The sequence below is a fragment of the Deferribacter abyssi genome (assembly GCF_049472655.1).
In the GTDB taxonomy this organism is placed as follows: domain Bacteria; phylum Chrysiogenota; class Deferribacteres; order Deferribacterales; family Deferribacteraceae; genus Deferribacter; species Deferribacter abyssi.
Genome location: NZ_JAQNCS010000014.1, coordinates 1 through 13663, shown reverse-complemented (window position 1 = coordinate 13663; position 13663 = coordinate 1). Strand labels below are relative to the sequence as shown.

Sequence of the window (13663 nt, the reverse complement as noted above, 5' to 3'; positions counted from 1 at the left end):
AATATTAAACATTTATAAATCTTACATTACAACTAATAATATAATCAACTCCAATCAAGTAGCCTTTTTTCTCCTTCAATTTTTTTTAAATCAGCGATATTCTGACTCACCTCTATTAATCCCTTATAGTTACTATCTTTTTTCCTAAAAGGATATCGCTATATTGACTCTACTCTAACGTTACATTTGCCTTTAAAATTAGACATTAAAAACATCCTCAACCCTAAAAAACAAATTTACCATCCTTATATACAAGAACACCATCAAGATAAACTTCACTACCATTATCCATCTTTTTTATCAAATCCCAATGAAGCCCTGATTTATTTTTACCACCTGCTTCAGGATAAGAAGACCCCACTGCAAGATGAATCGTTTTTCCAATTTTTTCGTCAAATAGTATATTCTTTGTTGGTTTATTAATACTATCGTTTAATCCAAAAGCTATTTCTCCTATAAATCTTGAACCTTCATCGGTATCTAACATTTTGTTTAAAAATCCTTCACCTTTTTCTGCAGTAGCCTTCACAACTCTTCCACCCTCAAAATAAAGAGTCACATTTTGTACTTCTACTCCCATAAAAGTTGTTGGTACATCGAAAAATATTACTCCCTCAGCACTATCTTCCACAGGACTTGTAAAAACTTCGCCATCGGGCATATTATGAGATCCATTGCAATTAATCCATTTTCTACCATCCACTTTTAAAATAAGCTCAGTATGTTTCCCAAGGATTTTTAACTCTTTCCCTCCTGTAAGCAGTTCAACAATTTTCTCTTGAAAACTGCTTACCTCTTCCCATACTCGTACTGGATCTTTTTCATTTAATTTGCAAGCCCCAAAAACAAAGTTTTTATATTCTTCAAAAGACATTTCAGCATCTTGTGCCATTGAGTAAGTAGGATATGGAGCCAGTACCCACTTAAATTCACCTTTAGCTTCTCTTTCAAATAGGATATCCTTTAAAATCCTAGTTGCTTTTCTGTTAATAGCTACTTTTGTTGAATCAACATTAGTTAATTGTTTTGTGTTTATTTCGCTATCAATGACAATCAACCCATCAATAGTTTTTGCAGTTGTCAAACTAACTTCTGGTATAAATTCTAACTGTTCTTTCTCAGCATATTTATAAAAATAATACATCTGCTCTGGAAAACTCATTTTCACAATAGGATAAGCTCCTAATTTTATTAAATACACATAGCAAGCTTTAATTAAAGGTTCAGCACTTATCTCCCCTCTTACTTCTACTAAATCACCCTTTTTCACCTTTAAACTATAATCGCAAAGTAATTTTGCCAATTTCTCTTCATAGCTCATTCTTGCCTCCTAACCACATGTTTATATTATATTTACATTTTGTGTAATACTTTTCTAATGTATGCATTATTATGTATACACCACCATCTAGCAAAACTTTCATTTCCAAGCAAAAAATTAATTAACTTCTTTCTAACTTATTTTATTTATTGAAATTTTCAATTATTTTTTTTAAAATATACTTATTAAGTAAAGTAGCCTAATTGGAGGGGAAATATGTTTTCTATTGTTTTAGCAGGAGGAAGTGGTTCAAGGTTGTGGCCATTATCAAGAAAAAAGTTTCCTAAGCAATTTCTTAAATTAACAGATGATGAAACACTCCTACAAAAAACTATTAAAAGAAATTTATACTTTACTGAGAAAGAAGATATTGTAATCGTCACAAACCGAGATCATTCATTTTTTGTAAAAAGCCAAGTTCAATCGAAGTTAGGCGAAAAAATAAATATGTTAGATGAACCCATTGGTAAAAACACAGCACCAGCAATTGCATTAGGTATTAAATTTATTCAAGAAAAACTCCATGGTAAACTTAATGATCCGGTTTTTATATCTCCATCTGACCATATAATTAGCCCTGCATCGGAATTCGCAGATTATGTAAAAGCTGCTGAAAAATTAGCAAAAAATGGTTACATTGTTACTTTTGGTATTGTACCTACAAAACCTGAAACTGGATATGGATATATTAACAAAGGTGAAAAAATTGACAGTAATTGTTATAAAGTAAACAAATTTGTAGAAAAACCAAACTTAGAAACTGCTCAAAAATATCTAGAATCAGGAAATTATTTTTGGAATTCTGGAATGTTCATGTTTTCGATAGAAACCTTTATTGAAGAAATCGAAAAATTTGAACCTAAAATTTACGATATTTTCACAAGTAGTTTTGAGAGTATGATAGAAAACTTTCATAAAATGCCTGATATATCTATAGATTATGCAATAATGGAAAAATCAAACAAAGTTGTTGTTATCCCAATTAACATAACGTGGTCTGATATAGGATCATGGGACAGTGTATATGAAGTTATGCCCAAGGATGAAAATAAGAATGTTATTCAAGGTAATGTAGTATCAAAAAATAGTAAAAATAGCCTTATAATTGGATCAAAAAGGCTGCTATGTACAGTTGGTATAGAAGACTTGATAATTGCTGATACAGATGATGCTATTCTTATTGCTAAAAAAGGGTATTCTCAACAGGTAAAAGATATAGTAGAATTGCTTCGCAAAGAGGAAAAAGAAGAAGTTGAAGTTCATAAAACTGTTTACAGACCATGGGGGAGTTATACAGTTCTCGACGAAGGGATAAATTATAAAGTCAAAAAAATCGTAATAAATCCCGGTCAAAAACTCAGTTTACAACTTCATTATCATAGAGCTGAGCACTGGATAGGTATCAAAGGAACAGCTAAAGTACAAATTGGAAATGAATTTATTTATTTACATGAAAACGAAAAAACATACATACCTAAAGCTACAAAACACCGAATAGAAAATCCAGGGAAAATACCATTTGAAATGATTGAAGTTCAAATTGGTGAATATGTAGGAGAAGATGATATCATTAGATTTGAAGATATTTATGGAAGAGTAAAATGAAAATAAAGAATATAGGTTTTGTTTCAACAAGAATAGCAGGAACAGATGGAGTGTCCCTTGAAATTGAAAAATGGGCACACATTCTTGAACGAAATGGATACAACTGCTTTTATTTCGCAGGAGAGCTAGATAGAGAGCCTGAAAAATCATACATTTGCCCTATAGCTCATTTTAATCACCCAGAAATTGAAAAACTAAACAAAAAGTTTTTTGGTGTAAAAGTTAGAGATCATGAAACCTCTTTAAAAGTTTCAGAAATTAAAGAATATTTAAAAATACAGTTATATGATTTCGTTAAAAAATTTGACATTGATCTTTTAATACCTGAAAATGCGTTAACTATACCTATGAACATCCCATTGGGACTAGCTTTAACTGAATTTATTGCTGAAACCTGTTTCCCCACCATTGCTCATCACCATGATTTTTACTGGGAACGAACTCGCTTTTTAATAAACTCAGTCAAAGATTATCTTGACAGGGCTTTTCCACCTGACTTAAAATCAATCAAGCATGTAGTAATTAATTCATTAGCATCAGAGCAATTAAGTCTGAGAAAAGGTATATCAAACGTAGTAATACCAAATGTTTTTGATTTTTCAAATTCAGCAAAAAAAATAGATGATAAAACATGTCTTCAAATAAGGGAGCTTGCAGGACTTGAAGAGAATGATTTATTTGTACTTCAACCCACAAGAATTGTTCCAAGAAAGTGGATTGAAAGAGCCATTGAAATTGTTTACCTTATGAATCTAAAAAATCCAAAACTTGTTATTTCTCATGCTAAAGGTGATGAAGGAGATTTTTATTACATTAGAATAAAAAACTATGCGAAAATTTTAGGCGTTGAAATTGTTGAGTTAGAAAAATTTATTGGTACAGAAAGATGTGTTAAAGACAATAAAACAATTTTTACAATTAATGATGTTTATCAATGTTGCGATATAGTAACATACCCCTCTGGGTATGAAGGATTTGGCAATGCTTTTCTAGAAACAATTTATTTTAAAAAACCTATTATTGTAAACAGATATTCAATTTTTATTACAGATATCGAGCCTTACGGATTTGATGTTTTTAAATTTGACGGATTTGTAACAGAAGATTTTATTAAAAATGTACTAAACACCTTAAATAATAAAAACAAACTTCAAGAAATGGTTGAAAAAAATTATGAACTCGCAAAAAAATATTTCTCTTATGAAGTATTGGAAAAAAAATTAATACGTTTAATAGAAGATATGGAGGAACAGTGTATTAAATGAAATATAATGTAGCAATTCTTCATTATTCTGGGCCACCTATTGTAGGTGGTGTTGAAGAAGTAATAAAACTTCAGGCGCTTCTTTTTAAAAGAAACGGTATAAACGTAAAAATAATTGCTGGAAAAGGTAATTCATTTGAGGGAAACATACCTGTTGAAATCTATTCATTACTGGCTTCTAACTCAAAAGAAATCGCTAAATCTTTTGATTTAGCTGCATCAGGTGATAAAGAATATCTATTTGAACTAAAAGAAAATATCAAAAATTATCTCATAAATTCCATTAAGCAATTTGATTTTCTTATTGTTCACAATATACTGAATATGAGATATAATCTGGCAGCAGCACTAGCTATCCATGAAATAGCTAATGAAAAAATTATAAAAGTTATTAGTTGGTGTCATGATTCATTATACTTTTACGATAACTATGATCCTATTTTTAATAAAAGTCCTTTTAACATTTTCAAAAAATTTAATAAAAATATAACTTATGTTACAATATCTGAAAGTAGACAAAGGTTATTTGCATCCCTTTTTAATGTTTCAGAAGATAAAATACATGTAATTAAAAATGGAATTGACCCTATAACTTTTTTTAAGCTTGATGAAAATACTGTAAAAATTATAAATCAAGAAAATTTGTTCAACTATGACCTGATACTAGTACAACCTTCAAGACTCCACCCAAGAAAAAATATAGAGTTAACAATTCAAGTGATAAAAGCACTCGTTGACAAAGGTATAAATGTTAAAGGACTAATAACAGGAGCTTTTGATCCACATGAAAAATCAACAGTTGAATATTATGAAAAATTGAGCAAACTATTAACAGATTTAAGAATGGAAAAAAATATACTTTTATTAGCTAAATACACCCTTCCATCAGGAGAATCTATACAAAGCGATAAATTGAATATTAAAGACTTATACCATCTAGCTGATGTTCTCTTTCTTCCAAGCACACAAGAAGGTTTTGGAATACCATTGCTCGAAGCAGCTACACTAAGAATACCCATAGTTTGCTCTAATATCCCACCTTTTAAGGAAATTGCAGGAGAATATGTTACATTTTTCAATTTAGATGACGATGTTAACAGAATAGCTGATAAAATAATTATGGTTTCAAAAAGTAATAGAACAAGTTTATTTTTAAAAAAAGCTTTACAAGAATATAACCTAGACAATATTTTCAGAGAAAAAATTAATCCTCTTCTAACCTCCTTACTTTAGTGCTTATTTAATAAAAACTAACCTAGTTCTCACTATTTCAGAGAAAACTAAGCATTATGATTATTATTTTTTTCAATATTTTTATAATGAATATCTAATTGAGGATAAGGTATCTTAATATTTTCTTCATCAAAATAGCTTTTTATATTTTCAAGCAAATCACATCTTGTTTGCCAATAATCAGAAGATTTAACCCATGGGCGCACAACTAAAAATATACAACTATCTGCAAGTTCTGAAACCCCAATAAAATACTTAGGCTCCTTTAAAATTCTCTCATCTTTATCCAGTATTCTCTTCAAAACTTCTTTCACTTTTTTCAAATCTTCATTATATCCTACTCTTATAGTAAGATCTATCCTTCTTATATCCCTAGCAGAATAATTTATAATTTCATTTTTTACAATCTTTGAATTTGGCATTATTATACTTCTATTATCTGGAGTTCTTAGTAATGTATTAAAAATAGATATTTTTTCAACAATTCCTGGAATTCCACCTACTTCAACAAAATCACCAACTTTAAAAGGTCTTGTAAATAGAATCAAAACTCCTGAACCAAAATTTGAAAGATTACTTTGCAAAGATAAGCCCACAGCAAGAGTTGCAGCACCAATAATAGCTGCCAAAGATGTAGTTTTGATACCAATAGTGTTTAATGCAATAACAATGGAAACAATAAAAAGTGTATAGTAAATTAAATCACCAATAAAATTTACAACCATATCATCTGCTTTTGCTTTATTCAGCCCTTTACTTACTGCAATACTAATTCTTTTTGATAAAAACTTTCCAATGAAAATTATTATTAATCCTATCAATATTTTAATACTAAAATTTATAATTAGTTGCTTATAAAAAAGAAGTTTATCATTCATAAATTTCCCCTTTTCTTTTTTAATTAATTATGCTAACTATTTTATATGAATAATAAATTTAAGCAAGAAATACTTGAGAAGGTTTTAGATAACGTTGACAAATTTTACATCCACATAATGCCACACAAGGATTTGATCATCGGTGCGCGAGGGCTTATTGATCAGGAAAAAGAAAAAGGGTTACTTTTAGTTTTCGGTCCATACTCATATAAAGATTTTCAATGGGATGATCAAAATATATATGTATCTATGAGGTTTTCAGGAAAGTGGGAAAACTTGACTATACCTTATGATGCAATAACATCCATTTTTGATGATCCTCTCACGCCATCATTCGTATTTAGTTTTAAAATTTCAGCAAAAGATAAATCTGAAGATAATCAAGATAAAATCAAAAAACCTCTTGTAGAAAAAAACGATAAAGTGATTAAAATAAATTTTAAGTCTAAAGATTAAATATGTATGAATTTATAGACACATTAAAAGAATTTTTTAGTTTTACAATTTTAAATATCAGTATAAAAAAACTTATAATATTTTTTGTTATAATATTTGTTTTCTTTTTTTTAAAACAGGTTGCTACAAAATTTATTTTAAAAGGACTGAAAAAGTTAACAGGTAAAACTAAAACTGAAGTTGATGATCTGCTACTTGCCGCTTTAGAAGAACCTGCCAAGCTTATTATTGTATTGATTGGGTTTCACTTTGGTTTTTTATATCTAAATCTTCCTGATAGTTCACAATTGCTTGTAAAACATATCATAAATTCTTTACTAATATTTGCAATTTTTTGGTCAATTTATAGATCAGAATCAATCATTAGCAAATACATACAAAAGTTTTTTAAATACAAAGAACTTGAGCTAATTGATAGTTTTTTACCATTTATTAGTAAATTTACAAAAGTCACTATAGTAATTTTTGGGATAATATTTATTATCCAAGAATGGGGTTATAATGTAGGAGCTTTACTTACTGGACTGGGAATCGGTGGTGTAGCCATAGCTCTTGCTGCCAGAGATACATTAGCAAACTTTTTTGGTAGTTTAATGATATTACTTGACAGACCTTTCAAAGTTGGTGACTGGATAATATGTAACGATATAGAAGGAATAGTAGAAGATATTGGATTTAGAAGCACCAGAATTAGAACATTTGCAAAAGCCTTAGTTTCTATACCAAATTCCATTATTGCTACTTCACCCATAACTAATTGGTCACTTAGAGATAGAAGAAGAATAAAAATGATTATAGGTGTAACCTACTTAACACCTAGAGATAAAATGGAAAAAGCTGTTAGTGAAATAGAAAACATGCTTAAGAACCACCCTATGATACATGATGAACCATTAATGGTTTATTTTACTGATTTTAACAAAAGTTCATTGGATATTTTTATTTACTGTTTCACAAAAACAAGTGTATGGGCAGATTATCTTGCTATTAAACAAAATGTCAACTTAAAGATTATGGAGATTATAGAAAAATTAAACATAGAATTTGCATTCCCATCAATGTCTGTATATATTGAAAAAACACCTGAAAATGAAATAACTATTAAAAAGTTAAAAACTCCAACTTAGGAACTTTTTTTATTTCACCAATCTCATAAGCGTATTTATAAAAAATTTTAAGTCCATTTAGATGATTTAAGGTTAAGTCATAATTAATGGTTTCCCAATAATCGATAATTTGATATGATGTTAATCCCTTAAAATAATAATGATCAATTAAGGTAGATAAATTTTTTTTGGTATTAGCTTTAATACAAACTAGTTTATTGTAAAAATCTTTCAAAATATCTTTTTTTTCTTTTATAATTCCTCTATTAACCAACCACAACGCATACACAAAAGGGAATCCTGTAAACTCATACCAAAGCTTACCAAGGTCAAAAACATATTTAAACTCTGAATTATAAAATCGATATAATGCTTTATCACCTATATATAAAAAAGCATCACAATCGTTTTTATTAATGCTATAACTTACATTAATGTTTAAAAATTTTTTTAGTAAAACTTTTAAAAGAACTATACTAGTTCCTGACTCATCCGTAAGATAAATATTTTTATTCTCAAGATACTTAATCTCATAGTTACTAAAAAGACAAACGCTTTTTACCTCTTTAATACTACTAATAGATAGATTTTTTAAAATTAAATAATTTTCAGGATGCCTTGCATACTCAATACTACTACAACATGATATATCTATTCCACCATCCCTAAGCGCTTTATTAAGAACAGAAGGATAGGATTTAATAAACTTATATAAGCTATTTTTTTTAAGCTCATAAAAAATTGGATACACATTTGCATATTCTATTTCACCAATATTCAGCATATCACACCAAAATAAATTTTAAACCGATGAAAAATAAAACTACTGCACCTAAAATCTCAATTTTTTCACCAAAAAACTTTTTAGATATACTTCCCAAATATACACCAAGAATAGAAAAAAGAGCACATACAACACCAATTAATAGCGATGCTATAAAAACATTACCTTTATATAAAATAAAGGTAAAACCAACCCCAAGAGCATCCATACTTGTGGCAAGGGATAAAGAAATAAGAGATACTCCTTTAGTTGGGTCACTGTAATTGCACAATTTTCCCTTATTTTCCATCGCTTCTTTAACCATTTTGAAAGAAATAACAAACAGTATAATAGCTGCAATAAGATTTAAATTTTCCACAAACTCTTTCACCTTATAACCAACAAAAACTCCTATTAATGGCATCATAAACTGAAATAATCCAAAATGCCATCCAAGTCTAAAATAATGCCTTGGAGTATGATATTTACATCCTATTCCAAAAGAAATACTAAAAGCATCTATACTTAAAGCTACAGCAATAATAAATATTTCTACTGTGCTCATATTAATTTAAAAATAACCTCAGCAAAAATCAAACTAACTATCAATGAAAAAGGATAAACTGCTGCATAACTGATCGATGGTAATTCATTTTTTACCATATTATTTATAACACCTAAAGAAGGAGTGGATGTTAAAGTACCTGCAAGAAAACCTAAATACTGCAATCCGTTCATTTTCAAAATCTTTAAAACATAAAAACTAAAACTAAAAATAATAATAATTAAAGTAACAGTTGCAAACAAAACCGGGTAAATACCATAACTTGCCAACGATTCAACCAAATATCTTCCTGCATTTGTTCCAACAGTAGCTACAAAAAGAAGCTGTCCTAACACTTTCATAAGGTTGTTAGAATGAGGTGATAATTGCCAAACAATAGGACCTGTTCTTCCTAATCTACCAAATATTAAAGCACAAAGAAGAATTCCTCCAACAAAACTCAATCTAAAAACCCCAACAAAAGGAACACCAATAGGAATATAACCAATAAGCATACCTAAAACTATTCCAAATGAAATAGGAATAAAATCTGCTGATGGAAATGCCATTAAATTGTCACCTATTAGCTTGATTATTTTATCTTTATTTTTTTCAGGTCCGACAATATACAATTTATCACCAAGCATTAATGTTACCTCAGGCATGGGAGAAATATCTATACCAGCTCTTCTAACTTTAGAAATTCTACCACCCAATGCATAAAGTTCTTTTAACTCATTAATTTTTTTTCCTACCACATCTTTGTTACTTACAAGCAGTCTATAAATCTTCATATCATCTTTAAACTGCACATCTGCTTCAGTTTCTTCACCTGCAACTATTTTCATTCTTTTTAGCTGTTCAACAGTTCCTGTTACCCTTAAAATATCTCCATAATGGATTACAAAATCATCTACAATCTCACCTATTTCATGTTGTGATGCAATGCGTTCCACCACAGTACCTGTCAACCTTTCTAAATCACTTTTCTTAACTTTTTCTTTTTTAAATATTTCATTAGTTATTTTAAAATTTTTAGTAAGAATGGGAGGATGCTCTTTAAAAACTTCTTCCTTGTATTTTTCATATTCTTTATTAAAATCAATCTTAAAAACAATCGGTAATATTCTAAATACCAACACTGTAGCTACCAAAGCAAACGGATAAACTATACCAAAAATAACGGATATTGTATGATCATTTTTTATTTCAAGTGCAGATGCAAGCGCTGGAGCAGATGTTATAACACCAGTGTAAATTCCTGCTGAAATAGAACTATTGTATCCCAATAAATATGAAACTAATACTATAGAGAAAAAAAACAAAGACAACAAAGTTAAAGATAAAAGGTTCAATTTTAAACCTTCATTTTTTAAGGAATCAAAGAAACCAGGACCAGTCTGAAGCCCAATAGCATAAATAAAAATAGCAAGACCAAAATATTTAAAATCTTCAGGAATAACAATTCCAAAATGACCAGCTACTAGAGATACTATTAACAATCCAGCAATATCAAGACTAAAATTTTTATAGTGTAAATTACCTAAAACTAATCCTAATGATATTAATAAAAAAATGTAAAATACTGTTTGCAAATGGTCCATTTTATCTAAAAGCTTTTAAGAGCATAGTATATAATTCATCAATAAAATCATTCAAATCTCTCATCATTCCTGTAAAAACCCAAGTTGAAACAATCTCATCAAGTGTACCAAAAAACATTTCCCTTGCCAGATAAACATTCAAATTTTTAGATAAAATACCTTTTTCTTTTCCTTCTTCAATTACTTCCTCTATAACTTTGAAATAACTCCTCAAATTTCTTCTTATTTTACTGCGCAACTCAATATGTGGTTGTCTAAGTTCAATTTGCAACACCTTAGCCAAATCTGGATTATCTGCCATTATTTTTATATGATACTTTATCAATACCTTTAGTTTTTCAGCAGGATCTTCAATATTTATGATTTCCTTTTTTGCATTCAGTACATATTCTTCAAGCTTAATTTTAAAAATAGTAACCAAAATATCTTCTTTGTTCTGAAAATAATTATAAATTGTACCATCTGCTACATCGGCCATTTCTGCAATATCTTTTACTTTAGCATTATGAAACCCCTTATTACCGATAACTTTAATAGCAGCATTAAGTATTCTTTCAAATTTATTTTCTTTACTATTTTCCATTTTTCCTCCCTAACTCAATAGATCTATTGGTTGCAGCCTCAACAGCATTAATAAGAGTTGTTCTTAAGCCGCCCTGTTCAAGGGTATGTAATCCTGCTATTGCAGTCCCCCCTGGCGATGTTACCATATCTTTAAGTCTACCTGGATGCATATCAGTTTCTAATAAAAGTTTGGCTGATCCAAGAACGGTTTGAGCAGAAAGCTTTAATGCAACATCTCTAGATAAGCCCATTTTCACACCTGCATCACTAAGTGCTTCTATAATCATAAAAATATAGGCAGGTCCACTTCCTGACAATCCAGTAACTGCATCTAATTGAGTCTCATCCACAATAACCACTAATCCTACAGCTTGGAAAATCTCATAAGCTAATTTAATATCCTCTTCTTCAGCATGAACCCCACTACATATTGCTGTAGCCCCTTGAAGCACTAAAGCAGGAGTATTTGGCATACTTCTGATAACACGAAGTTCCTTACCTATCATACGCTCGATGTATTCAGTACTTATTCCTGCGGCAATCGATATAATAAGTTTTGATTCATCTATAGCATGGTCAATTTCTTTTAAAATTCTATCAATTATTTGGGGTTTTACTGCCAAAACAACTATATCAACATTTGAAACAAGCCTTACATTATCTTTATAAATAATATTTATTCCATATTCTTTTTTCAAGGCTTCCAGTTTTTCAATATTTATATCACTTGTAAATATATCATCGGGTGGTAAAAGCCCCGACTTTAATATACCTTTAATTAATGCGGTAGCCATATTACCTGCACCTATAAAACCTATCTTTTTACCAGAAAACACTCAACCCTCCCTAATCCATGTTTCAATTTTTCCAAATAATTCATCTCTAAAAGGATTATCACCCAATGTTAAAACATGTTTTATACTTTTTTGCTTTATTAAATCAATCTTTTTTTCATTAGTTTTTATTTTTCTATAAAACAACTTCACTTTTTTGGCATCAACAATATCATCATACTCTGATAAAATTATATATGTTGGAATATTCACTTGATTTATATTTTTCCAAGTAAGTTGTATAAGTAAGTAAAGCTGATAAAGCCCTTGAACAGGCCTAACACGGTAATAATATTTTGACAAACTTTTATCAAACTCATCTTTCAAAATATAATCTTTAAACTTCCTTATAATAGGAATTAATTTAAAACCAAAATCTTTTATTCCTAAAGCTGGTGACAACACAACAACTTTATCAGCACCATTTAAAATTGCCACATTAATAGCCAAAAGTGCACCCATAGATTGTCCAATTACAACTAACTTTTGACAATTCTTCTTTAATACAAAATAACCATATTTTAAAGATTCATACCAGTCTTGATATGTTAATATATTTAAATTTTTAGGATTACTTCCATGTCCAGCTATTCTTGCTAAATAAACACTATAACCTTTATTATGTAGATAATTAGCCAAAAATGACATTTCATATGGTGAAGCAGTAAATCCATGTACAAGTAAAACTCCTATTCTATTATTCCCTGGTAAAAAATTTGGAAAATTCTCTTTAACCGAAACACCCTCTGATTGAGCTCTTTTTATATCGAGAGTCAATAGCTCATAAGTATCTACAGATTGTAAATCTTTATAGGGTCTTAATTCAGCTAAATTCACCATATAAAACTTCATATATAAAAAAATTATTAAAAAAAATATTATCCATGGAATTACAAACCATTTAACAATTTGCACTTAATCTTATCTAAATCCTCCTTTCCTTTTCTTGAATAAAAAACTTGTTTATATCTAAGCAGTTTTTATCCCCCTTTAAAAAAAAAGACAAGAATCTTTCAAATTTATCAAAAATATCTTTATCTATTACATGTTCAATCCTGCAAGCATTTTCTTCAGCTCTTTTTTTATCAACAGATAATACTTCCACTAAAAATTGAGTAATAATAGTATGTTTATGAAAAATCTCTTCTGCATATTTTACTCCTTCGCCAGTCAAAGTAATGCAACTGTACTTATCATAATTAATCAACCCTTTTTCAGATAATAATTTTAAAGCGTTAGTAACAGAAGACTTTTTTACACCAAGTTTTTCTGCAATATCTTTCACTCTAGCAACAGAACTTTCTTTTAAAAGGATATAAATAGCTTCTAAATAGTCTTCCATATTTCTAGATAGTTTTTCAGACATAAAATACTCCACAAGCAAGCTTCCGCAATTATATATAATTTTTAGAAATATTCAAATTAAACTTTTTAAATTCTAAATATCCAATATAAACTTAGTACATAACTATTTTATGCCAAAAAATGCTCT

14 protein-coding genes are annotated in these 13663 nt (G+C 29.0%); 5 read left to right on the top strand and 9 right to left on the bottom strand.

The features are described from left to right. Positions 1-223: 223 nt before the first annotated feature. Positions 224-1321, bottom strand: coding sequence for an aminopeptidase (locus OWK30_RS08515; protein ID WP_423325531.1), 1098 nt, complete (start codon positions 1319-1321; stop codon positions 224-226). Positions 1322-1537: 216 nt separating this feature from the next. Here OWK30_RS08515 and OWK30_RS08510 point away from each other — a divergent pair, with 216 nt between their 5' ends. Genes OWK30_RS08510 through OWK30_RS08500 form a run of 3 tightly spaced genes read left to right on the top strand, consistent with a single transcriptional unit; the run spans position 1538 to position 5423 of the window. Further along, on the top strand, positions 1538-2926 hold the full coding sequence (locus tag OWK30_RS08510) for a mannose-1-phosphate guanylyltransferase/mannose-6-phosphate isomerase (RefSeq protein ID WP_423325529.1): 1389 nt from the start codon (positions 1538-1540) through the stop codon (positions 2924-2926). Then, entirely contained in the window at positions 2923-4191 is a 1269-nt protein-coding gene (locus OWK30_RS08505; RefSeq protein WP_423325527.1) for a glycosyltransferase, read from the top strand. The genes OWK30_RS08510 and OWK30_RS08505 overlap by 4 nt, the downstream gene beginning before the upstream one ends. Next, positions 4188-5423, top strand: a complete 1236-nt coding sequence (locus OWK30_RS08500; RefSeq protein WP_423325525.1) for a glycosyltransferase family 4 protein — start codon at positions 4188-4190, stop codon at positions 5421-5423. The genes OWK30_RS08505 and OWK30_RS08500 overlap by 4 nt, the downstream gene beginning before the upstream one ends. 47 nt (positions 5424-5470) lie before the next feature. Here the strand turns inward: OWK30_RS08500 and OWK30_RS08495 are convergent, their stop codons facing one another. Then, positions 5471-6301, bottom strand: coding sequence for a mechanosensitive ion channel family protein (locus OWK30_RS08495; protein ID WP_423325523.1), 831 nt, complete (start codon positions 6299-6301; stop codon positions 5471-5473). Positions 6302-6346: 45 nt separating this feature from the next. Here OWK30_RS08495 and OWK30_RS08490 point away from each other — a divergent pair, with 45 nt between their 5' ends. Continuing rightward, the gene (locus OWK30_RS08490; protein ID WP_423325521.1) at positions 6347-6757 is read left to right on the top strand and encodes a ClpXP protease specificity-enhancing factor SspB; all 411 of its coding nucleotides are present in this window, start codon (positions 6347-6349) and stop codon (positions 6755-6757) included. Positions 6758-6759: 2 nt separating this feature from the next. After that, positions 6760-7884, top strand: coding sequence for a mechanosensitive ion channel family protein (locus tag OWK30_RS08485; RefSeq protein ID WP_423325519.1), 1125 nt, complete (start codon positions 6760-6762; stop codon positions 7882-7884). Here the strand turns inward: OWK30_RS08485 and OWK30_RS08480 are convergent. From OWK30_RS08480 to OWK30_RS08450, 7 genes are all read right to left on the bottom strand, one after another. Continuing rightward, positions 7859-8647: a menaquinone biosynthetic enzyme MqnA/MqnD family protein gene (locus OWK30_RS08480; protein WP_423325517.1), complete on the bottom strand. Its 789-nt coding sequence runs from the start codon at positions 8645-8647 to the stop codon at positions 7859-7861. The genes OWK30_RS08485 and OWK30_RS08480 overlap by 26 nt on opposite strands. Position 8648: 1 nt before the next feature. Beyond that, complete coding sequence (locus OWK30_RS08475) at positions 8649-9191, bottom strand: manganese efflux pump MntP (protein WP_423325515.1); 543 nt, start codon at positions 9189-9191, stop codon at positions 8649-8651. Then, entirely contained in the window at positions 9188-10774 is a 1587-nt protein-coding gene (locus OWK30_RS08470) for an aspartate:alanine exchanger family transporter (protein ID WP_423325513.1), read from the bottom strand. The genes OWK30_RS08475 and OWK30_RS08470 overlap by 4 nt, the downstream gene beginning before the upstream one ends. Before the next feature lies 1 nt (position 10775). Next, complete coding sequence (locus OWK30_RS08465) at positions 10776-11357, bottom strand: TetR/AcrR family transcriptional regulator (RefSeq protein ID WP_423325511.1); 582 nt, start codon at positions 11355-11357, stop codon at positions 10776-10778. Further along, complete coding sequence (proC, locus tag OWK30_RS08460) at positions 11347-12174, bottom strand: pyrroline-5-carboxylate reductase (protein WP_423325509.1); 828 nt, start codon at positions 12172-12174, stop codon at positions 11347-11349. The genes OWK30_RS08465 and proC overlap by 11 nt, the downstream gene beginning before the upstream one ends. Beyond that, entirely contained in the window at positions 12175-13011 is an 837-nt protein-coding gene (locus OWK30_RS08455) for an alpha/beta hydrolase (RefSeq protein WP_423325507.1), read from the bottom strand. Positions 13012-13096: 85 nt separating this feature from the next. Beyond that, entirely contained in the window at positions 13097-13537 is a 441-nt protein-coding gene (locus tag OWK30_RS08450; RefSeq protein ID WP_423325505.1) for a metal-dependent transcriptional regulator, read from the bottom strand. Between the last annotated feature and the right edge of the window lie 126 nt (positions 13538-13663).